The following is a 15,958-nucleotide window of genomic DNA, read 5'->3' on the forward strand; positions in this document are numbered from 1 at the left end:
AGCAGCGAGGGCCGAAGGCTCGAGCGTCGCCGAAACCCGGTGACCCCATGGCGTACGCCGCGTGGTCACCGTGGTGGGCAGCTCGCGGGGTCTCGGCGTGGGGGGGGGGGGGGGGGGGGGCCCCCGGCCGCCCCCCCCACCCCTCCCGCCCCCCACGTCTGACTTTTTTCAAGAACCAATGAAGGGTTGCAGCCAAGGTGCTCGACGTTAACTTCTTCGACCAGCTTCAGATCGGCCTGGCCACCGCGGACGACATCCGCACCTGGAGCCACGGCGAGGTCAAGAAGCCGGAAACCATCAACTACCGCACGCTCAAGCCCGAGCGCGACGGTCTCTTCTGCGAGAAGATCTTCGGTCCCACCCGGGACTGGGAGTGCTACTGCGGCAAGTACAAGCGCGTGCGCTTCAAGGGCATCATCTGCGAGCGCTGCGGCGTCGAGGTGACCCGTTCCAAGGTGCGCCGCGAGCGGATGGGCCACATCGAGCTCGCCGCGCCGGTCACGCACATCTGGTACTTCAAGGGCGTGCCCAGCCGGCTGGGCTACCTGCTCGACCTGGCCCCGAAGGACCTCGAGAAGGTCATCTACTTCGCGGCCTACATGATCACCTCGGTCGACGAGGACGCCCGCCACCGCGACCTGTCCTCGCTGGAGGGCAAGGTCGGTCTCGAGCGCGAGCGCCTCGAGAAGCGTCGCGACCAGTCGCTGGAGGACCGCACCCGCAAGCTGGAGGAGGACCTCGCAGCCCTCGAGGCCGAGGGCGCCAAGGCCGACGCGCGCCGCAAGGTGCGTGACGGTGCGGAGCGGGAGATGAAGCAGCTGCGCGACCGCGCGCAGCGCGAGATCGACCGCCTCGACGAGGTGTGGAACACCTTCAAGTCCCTCAAGGTCCAGGACCTGATGGGCGACGAGATGCTCTACCGCGAGATGAAGGCGTGGTTCGGCAAGTACTTCGAGGGCCACATGGGTGCTGCGGCGATCCAGAAGCGCCTGCAGGACTTCGACATCCCGGCCGAGGTGGAGTCGCTGCGCGACACCATCGCCAACGGCAAGGGCCAGAAGAAGGTCCGTGCCCTCAAGCGGCTCAAGGTCGTCGACGCCTTCCGTAAGACCGGCAACGAGCCGCGCGGCATGGTCCTCGACGCCGTCCCGGTCATCCCGCCGGACCTGCGTCCGATGGTGCAGCTCGACGGTGGTCGCTTCGCGACCTCCGACCTCAACGACCTGTACCGCCGCGTGATCAACCGGAACAACCGGCTCAAGCGCCTGCTCGACCTCGGCGCGCCCGAGATCATCGTCAACAACGAGAAGCGGATGCTCCAGGAGGCCGTCGACTCGCTGTTCGACAACGGCCGCCGTGGGCGTCCGGTGACCGGGCCGGGCAACCGTCCGCTGAAGTCGCTGTCCGACATGCTCAAGGGCAAGCAGGGTCGCTTCCGCCAGAACCTGCTGGGCAAGCGCGTGGACTACTCGGGTCGTTCGGTCATCGTGTCGGGTCCGCAGCTCAAGCTGCACCAGTGCGGTCTGCCCAAGCAGATGGCGCTCGAGCTCTTCAAGCCCTTCGTGATGAAGCGTCTGGTCGACCTCTCGCACGCGCAGAACATCAAGTCCGCCAAGCGGATGGTCGAGCGCGCGCGTCCGGTCGTGTGGGACGTGCTCGAGGAGGTCATCACCGAGCACCCGGTGCTGCTGAACCGTGCACCCACGCTGCACCGCCTGGGCATCCAGGCCTTCGAGCCGCAGCTGATCGAGGGCAAGGCCATCCAGATCCACCCGCTCGTCTGCGGCGCGTTCAACGCCGACTTCGACGGTGACCAGATGGCGGTGCACCTGCCGCTGTCGGCCGAGGCCCAGGCCGAGGCGCGGATCCTGATGCTGTCGACGAACAACATCCTCAAGCCCTCGGACGGCCGTCCGGTGACCATGCCCTCGCAGGACATGATCATCGGCCTGTTCTGGCTGACCACCGACCGCGTGGGCGAGCCCGGCGAGGGCCGGGCGTTCTCCAGCGTGTCCGAGGCGATCATGGCCTTCGACCGCCAGGAGATCACCCTGCAGTCGAAGGTGAAGATCCGCCTCGACGACGTGGTGCCGATGGTGGACCCCGACCTCGCGGAGCAGCCGGTCCCGGCCGCGACCACGACCACGGTCGAGACCACCCTGGGTCGCGCGCTCTTCAACGAGACGCTCCCGGCCGACTACCCGTTCGTGAACTACGAGGTCGGCAAGAAGCAGCTCGGCGCGATCGTCAACGACCTCGCGGAGCGCTACACCAAGGTCGAGGTCGCCGCCTCGCTCGACGCCCTCAAGGACGCCGGCTTCCGCTGGGCGACCTTCTCGGGCGTCACCGTCTCGATCGACGACGTCACGACCCCGGCCGACAAGCTGGAGATCCTGGCGCCGTACGAGAAGCAGGCCGCGAAGGTCCAGAAGGACTTCGAGCGCGGTCTGATGACCGACGACGAGCGCCGCCAGGAGCTCGTCGAGATCTGGACCGACGCCAGCCGCAAGGTCGGCGACGCGATGGAGGAGGCGTTCGACCACGCCAACCCCATCCACATGATGGTCGCCTCGGGTGCGTCCGGAAACATGAACCAGATCCGTCAGGTCGGCGCCATGCGTGGCCTGGTGGCCAACCCGAAGGGCGAGATCATCCCGCGCCCGATCAAGGCGAACTTCCGTGAGGGCCTCTCGGTCCTGGAGTACTTCATCTCCACCCACGGTGCTCGCAAGGGTCTGGCCGACACCGCGCTGCGTACCGCCGACTCGGGCTACCTGACCCGTCGTCTTGTCGACGTCTCGCAGGACGTGATCATCCGCGAGGACGACTGCGGCACCGAGCGCGGCCTGCCCAAGCGGATCGGTGACCGTCGCGAGGACGGCACCGTGGTCAAGGCGGAGAACGCCGAGACCGCGGCGTACGCCCGTGCGGCCGCCACCGAGGTCACCCACCCGGAGTCCGGCGAGACCCTCGCCGCCGCCGGCGAGGACCTCGGCGACGTCAAGATCGACGAGCTCGTGGCTGCCGGCATCGAGGAGGTCAAGGTCCGCTCCGTGCTGACCTGCGACGCCAAGACCGGTACCTGCGCCAAGTGCTACGGCCGCTCGCTGGCCACCGGCAAGCTCGTCGACATCGGTGAGGCGGTCGGCATCATCGCCGCCCAGTCGATCGGTGAGCCCGGCACGCAGCTGACGATGCGTACCTTCCACACCGGTGGTGTGGCCTCCGCGGACGACATCACGCAGGGTCTGCCCCGCGTGGTCGAGCTCTTCGAGGCCCGCTCGCCCAAGGGCCGCACGCCGATCGTCGAGGCGGCCGGCCGGATCGAGATCGAGGACACCGACAAGGCCCGCAAGGTCCTGGTCACCCCCGACGACGGTTCGGAGGTCCAGGAGTACCCGGTCTCGAAGCGCTCGCGACTCAACGTCGAGGACGGCCAGCACGTCGAGGTCGGCCACCACCTGACCTCGGGCACCCCCGACCCGCAGGACGTCCTGCGGATCCTGGGTGTGCGTCGGGCGCAGGAGCACCTCGTCGACGAGGTCCAGCAGGTCTACCGCTCGCAGGGCGTGTCGATCCACGACAAGCACATCGAGATCATCGTGCGCCAGATGCTGCGGCGCGTGACCGTGATCGAGTCGGGCGACACCAACCTGCTGCCCTCCGACCTCGTGGACCGCGTGATCTTCGAGACCGAGAACCGGCGCGTGGTCTCCGAGGGCGGCAAGCCGGCCTCGGGCCGTCCGGTGCTCATGGGCATCACCAAGGCCTCGCTGGCGACCGAGTCGTGGCTCTCGGCGGCCTCCTTCCAGGAGACCACCCGAGTGCTCACCGACGCGGCGATCCACGGGCGCAGCGACTCGCTGCGCGGCCTGAAGGAGAACGTGATCATCGGAAAGCTGATCCCGGCGGGTACCGGCCTCGAGCGGTACCGCAGCATCCGGGTGGAGCCGACCGAGGAGGCCCGCGCCGCGGCGTACTCCGTGACCGGTTACGACTCCTACGACTACGAGTTCGGCGGCAACGCCGGCGGCCAGGCCGTGGCCCTGGACGACTTCGACTTCGGGTCGTACCAGAGCTGACCGCTCGCCCAGCACGACGCAGCACGTAGCCAGGGCCCCTCCCCCGTCCGGGGGAGGGGCCCTGTGCCGTCCCGTGGTGCCGTGGAGGCCACTTACCGGGAGGGACACGTCATGGACCAGCAGCCCAGCGAGGCCGACGTCGAGCAGGTCGAGTGCGAGCGCGCCGAGCGCCTGGCCGAGGAGAACCGGCCCGAGGGGGCCGAGGTCGACAACACCGGGCGCGACTTCGACCCCGAGAAGGGCATGTTCACCGACCGGGAGGAGCACGCGTCGACCGGGCGGCTCTACCCGCCCCTGGAGGAGCAGGACTCCTAGCGCACGGCCGGACTTGGGGGGTGCGGGCCCACCTGGGAGGATCGGTGCGTGAGCCTCCCGACCCAGACCGACGTCCTCGTCGTCGGCGCCGGACCGGCCGGGTCGGCGGCCGCCGCCTGGGCCGCACGCGCCGGCCTCGACGTGCTGCTGCTCGACGCGGCCGTCTTCCCCCGCGACAAGACCTGCGGCGACGGGCTGACCCCGCGTGCGGTGCACGAGCTTTCGCGCCTGGGCCTGGAGGACTGGCTGCGCGCGCACACGGTCAACCAGGGCCTGCGGGCCCACGGCTTCGGCCAGACGCTGCTGCTGCCCTGGCCCGGTGGCACCCTGCCCTCATGGGGCAGCGCCGTGCCGCGCACCGAGCTCGACGACCACCTGCGCACCACCGCGATCAAGGAGGGCGCCCAGGCGCTCGACGGAGTGCGTGCCGTCGACGTCGTGCGCGAGGGCGACCGGGTGCGGGCCGTCGTCGTGGAGCGTCGCGGGCCGGGCGGGCGCGACGACGTGGAGCGCTTCGAGATCGGCTGCCGCCGCCTCGTGGTCGCCGACGGGGTGCGCTCGCCGCTGGGCAAGGTGCTGGGCCGCGAGTGGCACCGTGACACCGTCTACGGCGTCGCCGGGCGCTCCTACGTCGCCTCCACCGAGTCCGACGACCCGTGGATCAGCTCGCACCTCGAGCTGCGCGGCGAGGACGGGGAGATCCTCTCCGGCTACGGCTGGATCTTCCCTCTCGGTGACGGCGAGGTGAACCTGGGCGTGGGCACGCTGGCCACCGCCAAGCGACCCGCCAACATCGCGGTCAAGCCGCTGATGCAGTTCTACGCCGACCAGCGTCGCGAGGGGTTCGGGCTCTCGGGCGAGCTGCGGGCCCCGACCTCGGCGCTGCTGCCGATGGGTGGCGCGGTCTCCGGCGTGGCCGGCCCCAACTGGGCGCTGATCGGCGACGCCGCGGGCTGCGTGAACCCGCTCAACGGCGAGGGCATCGACTACGGCCTCGAGACCGGCCGGATGGTCGCGGAGCTGATGGCCGACCTGGCCCCCGACCGCGACCGGCTGGCGACCGAGTGGCCGGCGCTGCTCTCGGCGCACTACGGCGAGGCGTTCTCGGTGGCCCGGCGGCTCGCGGGGCTGGTCACGGTGCCCCGGCTGCTGCCCGCGCTCGGCCCGGCCGGGATGCGCTCGGACTGGCTGATGACGCTGGCGCTGCGCTGGATGGGCAACCTGGTCACCGACGAGGACCGCGACCGTGCCGCCCGCGTGTGGCGCTGGGCCGGCCGCCGTTCGCTGGCCCTCGACGCCCGTCCTCCGTTCTCCTGAGCGGCGAGCGCGCCTACGGCGCGACCGTCGGCCTGGGCCGGCTGGCGCTGCGCGCCCTGCAGGTGACCAGCCGGTGGTCGGGGGAGGAGCACCTCCCCGAGCGCGGACCGGTGCTGCTGGCCAGCAACCACGTCGCCTACCCCGACTTCCTCTTCGTCGGCCAGGCCGGCCTGGCGCGGGGGCGGCACGTGCGCTTCCTGGCCCGCCACGACGTCTGGGACCCGCCGGTGGTGGCACGCGCGATGACCGCGATGCGCCACGTCCCCGTCGACCGCCGCGCACCCGCGGCGGCCTACCTGGGCGCCCGGGCGCTGCTGCGCGAGGGCGAGGCGGTGTGCGCCTTCCCCGAGGCCGGCGTCTCGCACTCCTACACCGTGCGCGCGCTGATGCCCGGCGTGGCCGCGCTGGCCCGGGAGCTCGGCCTGCCGGTCGTGCCGGTGGCGGTGTGGGGCACCCAGCGGCTCTGGCCGCTGCGTCGTGAGGTCGGGGAGGTCTCGCCACGCCCCGCGCTGACCCGGGGCCGGACCATCGACGTCCGCTTCGGCCCGCCGCTGCCGGTCGCCCCCGACGCCGACCTGGCCGCGACCACGACCGAGCTGGGGGAGCGGCTGACCGGGCTGCTCGAGGAGCTGCAGCGCCTGCCCGAGCACCGGCCGCGGCCGGGCGAGCAGGCCCGCTGGTACCCCCGGCACCTGGGTGGGACCGCGCCGACGCGGGAGCAGGCCCGGGCCCTGGACGAGGTCCCGCGCTCGGCGGTGCGGCCGACCTGGGGCCCGGTCCGGCCGATCGCCTAGCGGCGCTCGTCCGACCCGTCGGTGTCGAGCCGGCCGCCGGGGCCCTGGTGGAACAACCAGCCCAGCGGCCGTCGTCCGTGCGAGCACGCCGGCTCGCCGGCGCCGTCCGGCGTCTGGTCCTCCACCAGGTGCAGCGCGACGGTCGTCGCGCGCTCGCGCGCCCGGACCGAGCGCGCACCGTGGGTCTGTTGCACCGACATGGTTCCCCCCTGCTGCGACGGCTCCCCCTGAGCCTCGGCGCCAGTCTGGGCGGGCGCCGTGAAAGGTTCGGCAACACCCGCACCACGGATCGCACGACGGGCGACGCAGGGCTGTGAGCCCCACCACGTGGTGTTGCCTAGGGTGTGGCTCATGACTGAGACCGTCTTCACCTACGCCGCCCCCGCGCTGAAGTTCGGCACCGGCGCCTCCGCCGAGATCGGCCACGACCTGCTGGGCCACGGAGCCCGCCGGGTGCTCCTGGTCACCGACCCGGGCGTGGCCGCGACCGGGGCGCCCGCACGCATCGCCGAGCAGGTCACCGCCCGCGGCCTCGAGGTGACGACGTACGACGGCGTGCACGTCGAGCCCACCGACGAGTCGATGGCGCACGCGATCGCCTTCGCGCGCGACGCCGGACCCTTCGACGCGATCCTGGCCGTCGGCGGCGGCTCGGCCATCGACACCGCGAAGGCGGTCAACCTGCTCACCACCAACCCCGGCGAGCTGATGGACTACATCAACGCGCCGGTCGGGAAGGCGCAGGCGCCGGTCAACCGGCTGCTGCCGCTGGTGGCGGTGCCGACCACCACCGGCACCGGCTCGGAGAGCACCACCATCTGCGTGCTCGACGTGCTGTCGCTGCACGTCAAGACCGGCATCAGCCACCCGGCGCTGCGTCCGACGATGGCGGTGGTCGACCCGGCCCTGACCATGGGCCAGCCGACGATGGTGACCGCAGCGGCGGGCATGGACATCCTGTGCCACGCCCTGGAGAGCTGGACCGCGAAGTGGTTCGCCGACTTCGACGCCAAGACCCCCGAGCAGCGGGTGCCCTACTGCGGCGCCAACCCGATCGCCGACCTGTGGTCGGAGAAGGCGATGTCGCTGCTGGCGACGTCGTTCCGCGCCGCGGTCGCCGACGGCAGCGACGTCGTGGCGCGCGAGCAGATGGCGCTGGCCGCCACCTTCGCAGGCCTGGGCTTCGGCAACGCCGGCGTGCACATCCCGCACGCCAACGCCTATCCCGTCGCCGGCCGGGTGCGCGACTACCGGCCCGAGGGCTACCCGCAGGACGAGGCGATGGTGCCGCACGGGATGGCGGTCACGCTGACCGCACCCGAGGCGTTCCGCTTCACCTACTCGGCCTCCCCGGAGCGGCACCTCGCCGCGGCCCGGCTGCTCGACCCGACGCTGGGCTCCTCGGCCACCGGCCCCGACGTGCTGCCCGACGTGCTGGCCACCCTGATGCGCGACATCGGCATCCCCAACGGGCTCGCCGAGGTCGGCTACGGCGAGGCCGACGTCGACGACCTGGTCGACGGGGCGCTCAAGCAGCAGCGGCTGCTGGCCACCGCCCCCCGCGAGGTGCACGCCGAGGACCTCGCCGCGATCTTCCGCAGCTCGATGCAGCACTGGTGAGCCACTGGTGAGCCACTGGTGAGACCGGGCGCCGGGGCTCACCGGTCCTCCGCGACAATGGGCGCGTGAGCCAGACGCTGAGCAGCACCGACGTCGTCGCCGAGCTTCGCCGCCGGGGCGTGGCCGACGTCGACGACTCGACGCTGGCGCGGGCGCTCTACTCCACCGACGCCTCGCTCTACCGGGTGCCGCCCCGCGTCGTCGTACGACCGCGGCACCGCGACGAGCTGCTCGCCACCCTCGACGCCTCGCGGGCCACCGGGGTGCCGCTGACGATGCGCGGCGCCGGCACCTCGATCGCCGGCAACGCCGTCGGGCCCGGCATCGTGGTCGACACCTCCCGCTACCTCAACCGGGTGCTGGCCATCGACGCCGAGGCCGGCACGGCCGTGGTCGAGCCGGGCACCGTGCACGCCACCCTGCAGCGCGCCGCCCTGGCCCAGGGGCTGCGCTTCGGGCCCGACCCCTCGACGCACCCGCGCTGCACCATCGGCGGGATGATCGGCAACAACGCCTGCGGCTCGCGCGCGCTCGGCTACGGCCGCACCGCCGACAACGTGGTGGGCCTCGACGTCGCCTTCGGCACCGGCGAGGTGTGGACCGGCGGCGGGCCGTCGGCGGCCGGCGACGCGCTGGCCGCGATCACCGACGCCTCGCTGGCCCACGTGCGCACCGAGTTCGGGCGCTTCACCCGGCAGGTCAGCGGCTACTCCTACGAGCACCTGCTGCCCGAGAACGGCCGGCGCCTCGAGCGCTTCCTCGCCGGCTCCGAGGGCACCCTCGGCGTCGTGCTGGGCGCGACCGTGCGCCTGGTGCCCGACGAGCCGGTGCGCCAGATGCTGGTGCTGGGCTACCCCTCGATGGTCGAGGCCGCCGACGCGGTGCCGGCCATCTTGACCGCGGCGCGCACACCCGGCGGACCCGACTCCCACGGCAGCCCGAGCGGGTCGCCACTGGTGGCCTGCGAGGGCCTCGACGCCCGCATCGTCGACCTGGTGCGGGGGCGCGGCAGCAGCGTGCCCGACCTGCCGCGCGGCGGCGGCTGGCTCTTCGTCGAGCTCACCGACCCCGGCCTGGTCGCGCCCGTGCTGGCGGCCGCCGAGCCGCTCGAGCACCGCCTGGTCACCGACGCCCGCGAGTCCGCCGCGCTGTGGCGGATCCGCGAGGACGGCGCCGGCCTGGCCGCCCGCTCGCTCGAGCGCCAGGCGCTCTCGGGCTGGGAGGACGCCGCGGTGCCGCCCGAGCGCCTCGGGGCCTGGCTGCGCGACTTCGACGAGCTGCTCGAGGGCCACCAGCTGCAGGGCGTGCCCTACGGGCACTTCGGTGACGGCTGCGTGCACGTGCGCATCGACTTCGACTTCACCGACCGCGACAGCGACCCCGACGCCGGGCGCCGTCGCTTCCGCGAGTTCCTGACCGCCTGCGCCCACAAGCTGCGCGAGCACGGCGGCTCGCTCTCGGGCGAGCACGGCGACGGCCGGGCCCGCTCCGAGCTGCTGTCGGTGATGTACGACGAGAAGTCGCTGCGGCTCTTCGGCGCGGCGAAGGCGGCGTGCGACCCCGACGACCTGCTCAACCCCGGGGTGCTGGTCGACCCGGACCCGTTCGACGCGCACCTGCGCCCGGCCCGCCCGCGCCACGAGCCGCGCACGGTGCTGCGGCTGCTGCACGACGAGGGCTCGCTGGGCACGGCCGTGCACCGCTGCACCGGCGTGGGCAAGTGCGTGGCCCCGCACACCGCGACCAGCGGCGTGATGTGCCCGTCGTGGCAGGCCACCCGCAACGAGAAGGACTCCACCCGTGGCCGCGCCCGGGTGCTGCAGGAGGCCCTCGACGGCGAGCTCGTGCAGGGCCTGGGCGACCCGGCGGTGGCCGAGGCGCTCGACCTGTGCCTGGCCTGCAAGGGCTGCGCCTCCGACTGCCCCACCGGCGTCGACATGGCCAGCTACAAGGCCGAGGCGCTGCACCAGCGCCACGACGGCGAGGGCGCCACCGAGCGCCGCCCGCGCAGCCACCTGACCCTGGGCCGGCTGCCGATGTGGGCGCGCCTGGCCGCCCCGCTCGCGCCGGTCGTCAACCGCAGCCTGCGGGTGCGGCCGCTGGCGCGCCTGGCCAAGGCCACCGGTGGCATCGACCAGCGCCGCTCCATCCCCGACTTCGCCCCGCGCACGCTGCGCCGCGGCGCCAGCACCGCCCGGCTGCGCGACACCCGGCCCGACGAGGCCCCCGACGTGTGGGTCTGGGCCGACTCCTTCACCGACCACTTCCTGCCGGGCTCGGGCCACGCCGCGATCGAGGTGCTCGAAGCCGCCGGGCTGCGGGTGCGCGTCATCGACGAGACCGCCTGCTGCGGGCTGACCTGGATCACCACCGGCCAGCTCACCAAGGCCCGGGCGATCGCGGCGCGCACCGCGGCGACCCTGGCGGCGTACGTCGCCACCGGCACCCCGGTCGTGGGCCTCGAGCCGTCGTGCCTGGCGACGCTGCGCAGCGACCTCGTCGAGCTCAGCGACGACCCGCGCGCCCAGCAGGTCGCCGAGGGCGTGCTGACCTTCGCCGAGCTCGCCACCCGCCTCGACCTGCCCCTGCCCGACCTGGCGGGGGTGCAGGTCGTGGCCCAGCCGCACTGCCACCAGCACGCCGTGCTCGGCTGGGATGCCGACCAGGCGCTGCTCGAGCGCGCCGGCGCCACCGTCACGCGGGTCGCCGGCTGCTGCGGGCTGGCCGGCAACTTCGGCATGGAGAAGGGCCACTACGACGTCTCGGTCGCGGTCGCCGAGACGCACCTGCTCCCGGCGGTGCGCTCGCAGCCCGACGCGGTGGTGCTCGCCGACGGCATGTCGTGCCGGGTGCAGCTCGACGACCTCGCGGGCGTGCCCACGATGCACCTGGCCGAGCTGTGGGCTTCTAGGCTGGGGCGGTGATGTGCCCGTGAACCCCCGCCAGCGACGCCTCGTCATCCCCGTGGCCCTCGGGGCGCTGCTGCTGATCGTCGTCATCGCCTCGCTGGTCTGAGGAGCACCATGAGCGAGCCCCTGCTCCGCGGCCTGGCCCGGATGCGCAGCCACCTGCTCGACCCCGACGCGCTCGTGCGCGCGGTCGCCTCCGGGCGACAGAGGAGCGGTGCGCCGCAGTGGCGCCGCGTCGAGCTGCGCTACGTAGACCTCAAGGCCGGTCGTCACCTGCAGGTCACGTCGTACGACGAGCAGCAGGCGCACACCGCCAACCACGCCGTCGGCGAACCGAGACAGCCCAGCCCCGCCCGGGACGCCGTCGACGCGCTGCTCGACGAGCCGTTCGGCAACTGGCACGTCGAGACCACCACGCAGAGCCACCAGCTGCGGGTGACCAAGAAGGGCGAGGCGCTGGTGCACACCAGCGACCGCAAGGAGGCGCTCGAGGCCAGCCGCGGGCACGACCGCGGCAAGGAGCGGCTGCTGCCCGAGGACGACCCGCTCTTCCGCGAGCTCGGCCTCACCGATGCCCAGGGCCGGCTCAAGCCGAGCCGCCAGGCGAAGTACCGCCAGGTCGAGGAGTTCCTGCGCCTGCTCGACACCACGGTCGTCGAGGCCGTCGAGAAGGGCCACCTGCGCCGGCCCACCGAGGCCGAGCCGCTGCGCGTGGTCGACCTGGGCTGCGGCAACGCCTACCTGACCTTCGCCGCGCACCGCTACCTCTCCCACGTGCGCTCGCTGCCGGTGGCGATCACTGGCGTCGACGTCAAGGAGCAGTCGCGCGAGCACAACAGCGCCGTGGCCGGCCGCCTCGGTGCCGATGCCAGCTTCGTGGTCGGCACCATCGCCGACGCGCAGGTCGACCCCGCCCCCGAGGTGGTGCTGGCGCTGCACGCCTGCGACACCGCCACCGACGAGGCGCTGGCCCGCGCCGTGGCCTGGGGCGCGCCCGTCGTGCTCGCGGCGCCCTGCTGCCACCACGACGTCGCCGCCCAGCTGCGCCGCGCGCCCACGCCGTCGCCGTACGCCGCGCTGACCCGCCACGGCATCCTGCGCGAGCGCTTCGCCGACACCCTCACCGACGCGCTGCGCGCCTCGCTGATGCGCCTGGCCGGCTACAAGGTCGACGTGGTGCAGTTCGTGGAGAGCCAGCACACCCCGCGCAACACGCTGCTGCGCGCCACCCGCACCGGCTCGCCGGTGCGCGGCGGCACGCTGCGCACGGAGTACGACGACCTGGTCGCCACCTGGGGCCTCACGCCGAGGCTCGCCGTGCTCCTCGACGAGCAGCAGCGGGACCAGCGGCGGGACCAGCAGGATGCGGGTGCCTGACCGGCTGCGGGGCCCCCTGGTGGCCCTCGCCCTGGCCGCCCCCTTCGCCGTGGGGCTGGCCGCGCACGCCGCCGGCGGCGACGACGCCGAGGTCGTGCTCACCTTCGCCGACCCCGAGATCCTGGAGTCGAGCGGGCTGGTGGCCGCCGACGGGCTGCTCCTGACCACCAACGACTCCGGCGACAGCGGCCGGGTCTTCGCCGTCGGTCCCGAGGGGCGCACCGTCGGGGTCACCACGTGGGCCGACGAGCCCACCGACGTCGAGGCCCTGGCCCCGGCCGGCCCCGGGCAGGTCTGGGTCGGCGACATCGGCGACAACCCGGGCTCGCGCGACTCGGTCAGCGTGGCCCGGGTGCCCGTGGGGCGCGGTGCGATCGACGCCCGCACCGACGCCGCGGGTGCGACGTACGAGCTGGTCTACCCGGGTGGCGCCCGCGACGCCGAGACGCTGCTGAGCCACCCGCGCACCGGGCGGCTCTACGTGGCCTCCAAGAGCTTCTTCGGCGGCGCCCTCTACGAGGCGCCGGCACGGCTCGACCCCGCCGCGCCTAACGAGCTGCGCGAGGTCGGCGGGGTGCTGCCGATCGCCACCGACGGCGCGTTCTGGCCCGACGGGCGCCACCTCGTGGTCCGTGGCTACGCCGACGCCGTGGTCTACGCGTGGCCCTCCCTGGCCGAGGTCGGCGACCTCGAGCTGCCCGACCAGCAGCAGGGCGAGGGCATCGCCGTGACCGACGACGGACGGGTGCTGGTGAGCACCGAGGGCCAGTTCACCGACGTGCTCGAGGTGGCGCTGCCCGACGACGTGGCACGGGCGGTGGCGCCCGAGCCCTCGCCCGAGCCGTCCGCCGCGGCAGCGCCGCCGGGGCAGCCGGAGCAGCCGGAGGCCGAGCCGGTCGACCGGGCCCAGGACGAGAGCCTGCGCACGGTCCCGCTGGCCTGGCTGCTGGGTGCGCTGACCGCCGTGGTGCTGGCCACGCTGCTGCTCGCCCGCGCCGTACGCCGCCGCTGACGCGGGCCGTCACACGTGCGGGTGGTACGGCGCGGCCCTCCCGCTGGCTACCTTCTGGCCCATGGTGCGGCTGCGCAGGACCTCTCCCGACCAGCCGGGCTGGACCCGGCGGCGTGCCGGGCGCGGGTTCGTCTACCTCGACGCGGGCGGTGAGCGCCTGCCCGACGAGGACGCGCAACGGGTCCGCGACCTCGTCATCCCGCCGGCGTGGAAGGACGTGTGGATCACCCCGCACGACAACGGACACCTGCAGGCCGTCGGCACCGACGACGCCGGTCGGCGCCAGTACCTCTACCACCCGGCGTGGCGCGAGAAGCGCGACGCCGAGAAGTTCGACCGGATGCTGGAGTTCGGCAAGGGGCTGACCCGGGCGCGCGAGCTGGTGCTCAAGGACCTGGGCACGCAGGGGATGCCGCTGGAGCGCGCCTGTGCGGCGGCCGTGCGGCTGCTCGACCTGGGCTACTTTCGCATCGGCAACGACGTCTACGCCGACGAGAACGGCTCCTTCGGCCTGACCACGCTCGAGCGCCGCCACGTGCGCCGGCGCCAGGACCGGCTGGTCTTCACCTTCACCGGCAAGTCGGGGGTCGACCACCGCATCGAGATCGACGACGCCACGGTCATCGAGGCGCTCGAGGTGATGCGCCGACGCCGCGGCGGCGACCTGCGGCTGCTGTCCTACAAGCAGGGCCAGTCGTGGCGCAGCGTCCTGCCCGACCTGGTCAACGAGTACGTGCGCGCCTCGACCGGGCTCGAGGCGACCGCCAAGGACTTCCGCACCTGGCACGCGACGGTGCTGGCCGCCGCGGCCCTCGCCGAGACCAGCGAGCACGGCGAGTCGGCGGCCTCGCGCAAGCGGGCGGTGGCCGGGGCGATGAAGGAGGTCTCCGGCTTCCTGGGCAACACCCCCACCCTGGCCCGCTCCTCCTACGTCGACCCGCGCGTCGTCGAGGCCTACGAGCAGGGCCGCACCATCGCAGGCACCACCCGCCGCCACCACGACACCCCCGACCAGCGGCAGGCCGCGCTCGAGCGCGCGACCCTGCGGCTGATCCGCGACTCCTGAGGAACAGCATGCAGATCACCGTCGTGCGCGACGACATCACCACCCAGGCCGTCGACGCGGTCGTCAACGCCGCCAACCGCCGGATGCGAGGCGGGGGAGGGGTCGACGGCGCGATCCACGCCGCTGGCGGTCCTGCGGTGCTCGAGGACTGCCGGCGCCGCTTCCCGCAGGGCCTGGCCACCGGCGACGCCGGCTGGACGACGGCGGGCGAGCTGCCCGCGCGCTGGGTGGTGCACGTGGTCGGGCCCGACCGCACCGCGGGCGAGACGGACCGCCGGCTGCTGGTCTCGTGCTACGCCCGGGCGCTGGAGGTGGCCGACGAGCTGGGCGCCCGCAGCCTGGCGCTGCCCCTGGTCGGTGCGGGCGTCTACGGATGGTCGGCCTCCGACTCGGTGACGGCCGCGCTCGAGGTGCTGCGCACCGCCGACTCCGGGCTCGAGGAGGCCCGCTTCGTGGCGTTCGGGCAGGCGGCCTACGACGTGGTCAGCGCGGCCCTCTAGGGCTCGCGGCGATCCGGAAGCCCTGGTTGCCGCTGGCGCTGTCGGGGGTGTTCGAGGTCCGCGCGCCCACCCGGTAGCGGTCGCAGTACGACGCGTGGCACAGGTAGGAGCCGCCGCGCATGACCCGCTGCCCCGGGGCGCCCGGGCGGTCCCAGACCTCGTCGACCCACTCCCACACGTTGCCGGCCATGTCGTGCAGCCCGTGGCCGTTGGGCGCGAACGCGGTCACCGGGGAGGTGCCGCGGTAGCCGTCGTCGGCGGTGTTGCGGGTCGGGAAGGTGCCCTGCCAGATGTTGCAGCGGTGCTCGCCGCCGGGTGTCAGCTCGTCACCCCAGGGGTAGCGCGCCCGCTCCAGCCCGCCGCGGGCGGCGTACTCCCACTCGGCCTCGGTGGGTAGGCGCGCGCCGGCCCACGCGGCGTACGCCGCCGCGTCGTGGAAGGACACGTGCACGACGGGGTGGTCACCGCGCCCGGCCAGGTCGCTGCCGGGCCCCTCGGGGGAGCGCCAGGTCGCGCCGTCGACGCCGCACCACCACGGGGTGCCCGGCACCCGCGGTGAGACCTTGCGCAGCGGACCGGGCAGGAACCCCGCGAAGACGAACGACCAGCCCAGCCGTTCTGACTCGGTGACCCAGCCGGTGGCGTCGACGAAGGCGGCGTACTCGTCGTTGGTGACGCTGGTGCGCCCGATCGCGAACGGCGCCACCTCGACGGGGCGCACCGGGCCCTCGAGGTCGAGGGGGTTGGCCTCGGGGTCCTCGCTGCCCATCGCGAAGGTGCCGCCGGGCAGGTCGACGAGCGCCATCAGCACGGACGAGGTCTCGGCGCCGGGTGGCGTGGGAGTCGCGGGCGGCGGGGGACCGGCGGTCCCGGTGGGACCTCCGGGCCGGCCGGGGCTGCAGCAGGACGACATGACGGGTCACAATCTACCGGGGCCGCAGTGGCCCGGGCCGTGGCGGAGGAGGA

At 73.6% G+C, this 15,958-nt stretch carries 12 protein-coding genes; 10 read left to right on the plus strand and 2 right to left on the minus strand.

From position 1 onward, the window contains the following. Window positions 1–197 precede the first annotated feature (197 nt). From QWJ41_RS02470 to QWJ41_RS02485, 4 genes are all read left to right on the plus strand, one after another. Window positions 198–4,082: a DNA-directed RNA polymerase subunit beta' gene (locus QWJ41_RS02470; RefSeq protein WP_302705581.1), complete on the plus strand. Its 3,885-nt coding sequence runs from the start codon at window positions 198–200 to the stop codon at window positions 4,080–4,082. Window positions 4,083–4,193: 111 nt separating this feature from the next. Continuing rightward, a complete protein-coding gene (locus QWJ41_RS02475; RefSeq protein WP_302705582.1) occupies window positions 4,194–4,397 on the plus strand; it encodes a hypothetical protein in 204 nt (67 codons plus the stop codon). Between the two features lie 48 nt (window positions 4,398–4,445). Beyond that, window positions 4,446–5,714: a geranylgeranyl reductase family protein gene (locus QWJ41_RS02480; RefSeq protein WP_302705583.1), complete on the plus strand. Its 1,269-nt coding sequence runs from the start codon at window positions 4,446–4,448 to the stop codon at window positions 5,712–5,714. Further along, a complete protein-coding gene (locus tag QWJ41_RS02485; RefSeq protein ID WP_302705584.1) occupies window positions 5,657–6,508 on the plus strand; it encodes a lysophospholipid acyltransferase family protein in 852 nt (283 codons plus the stop codon). Before QWJ41_RS02480 ends, QWJ41_RS02485 begins: the two co-directional genes overlap by 58 nt. Here QWJ41_RS02485 and QWJ41_RS02490 read toward each other — a convergent pair. Beyond that, window positions 6,505–6,708, minus strand: coding sequence for a hypothetical protein (locus QWJ41_RS02490; protein ID WP_302705585.1), 204 nt, complete (start codon window positions 6,706–6,708; stop codon window positions 6,505–6,507). The genes QWJ41_RS02485 and QWJ41_RS02490 overlap by 4 nt on opposite strands. 151 nt (window positions 6,709–6,859) lie before the next feature. Between QWJ41_RS02490 and QWJ41_RS02495 the strand changes: the two genes are divergently transcribed. The 6 genes from QWJ41_RS02495 to QWJ41_RS02520 all read left to right on the plus strand — a co-directional run bounded on the left by QWJ41_RS02495 (window position 6,860) and on the right by QWJ41_RS02520 (window position 14,992). After that, window positions 6,860–8,128, plus strand: a complete 1,269-nt coding sequence (locus QWJ41_RS02495) for a hydroxyacid-oxoacid transhydrogenase (RefSeq protein WP_302705586.1) — start codon at window positions 6,860–6,862, stop codon at window positions 8,126–8,128. A 65-nt stretch (window positions 8,129–8,193) separates the two neighbouring features. After that, window positions 8,194–11,052: an FAD-binding and (Fe-S)-binding domain-containing protein gene (locus tag QWJ41_RS02500; RefSeq protein ID WP_302705587.1), complete on the plus strand. Its 2,859-nt coding sequence runs from the start codon at window positions 8,194–8,196 to the stop codon at window positions 11,050–11,052. 99 nt (window positions 11,053–11,151) lie between these two features. Beyond that, the gene (locus tag QWJ41_RS02505) at window positions 11,152–12,414 is read left to right on the plus strand and encodes a class I SAM-dependent methyltransferase (protein ID WP_302705588.1); all 1,263 of its coding nucleotides are present in this window, start codon (window positions 11,152–11,154) and stop codon (window positions 12,412–12,414) included. Next, on the plus strand, window positions 12,407–13,426 hold the full coding sequence (locus QWJ41_RS02510) for an NHL repeat-containing protein (RefSeq protein WP_302705589.1): 1,020 nt from the start codon (window positions 12,407–12,409) through the stop codon (window positions 13,424–13,426). Before QWJ41_RS02505 ends, QWJ41_RS02510 begins: the two co-directional genes overlap by 8 nt. A 61-nt stretch (window positions 13,427–13,487) precedes the next feature. Continuing rightward, window positions 13,488–14,492: a DNA topoisomerase IB gene (locus QWJ41_RS02515; protein WP_302705590.1), complete on the plus strand. Its 1,005-nt coding sequence runs from the start codon at window positions 13,488–13,490 to the stop codon at window positions 14,490–14,492. A gap of 8 nt (window positions 14,493–14,500) precedes the next feature. Then, a complete protein-coding gene (locus QWJ41_RS02520) occupies window positions 14,501–14,992 on the plus strand; it encodes a macro domain-containing protein (protein WP_302705591.1) in 492 nt (163 codons plus the stop codon). Here QWJ41_RS02520 and QWJ41_RS02525 read toward each other — a convergent pair. Further along, window positions 14,976–15,905 carry a formylglycine-generating enzyme family protein gene (locus QWJ41_RS02525; RefSeq protein ID WP_500684571.1) on the minus strand — a complete coding sequence of 310 codons (930 nt, stop codon included), beginning with the start codon at window positions 15,903–15,905 and terminating at the stop codon, window positions 14,976–14,978. The two genes, QWJ41_RS02520 and QWJ41_RS02525, sit on opposite strands and share 17 nt — an antisense overlap. Window positions 15,906–15,958: the final 53 nt, after the last annotated feature.

Source organism: Nocardioides cremeus (assembly GCF_030518195.1).
Classification (GTDB): Bacteria; Actinomycetota; Actinomycetes; order Propionibacteriales; family Nocardioidaceae; genus Nocardioides; species Nocardioides cremeus.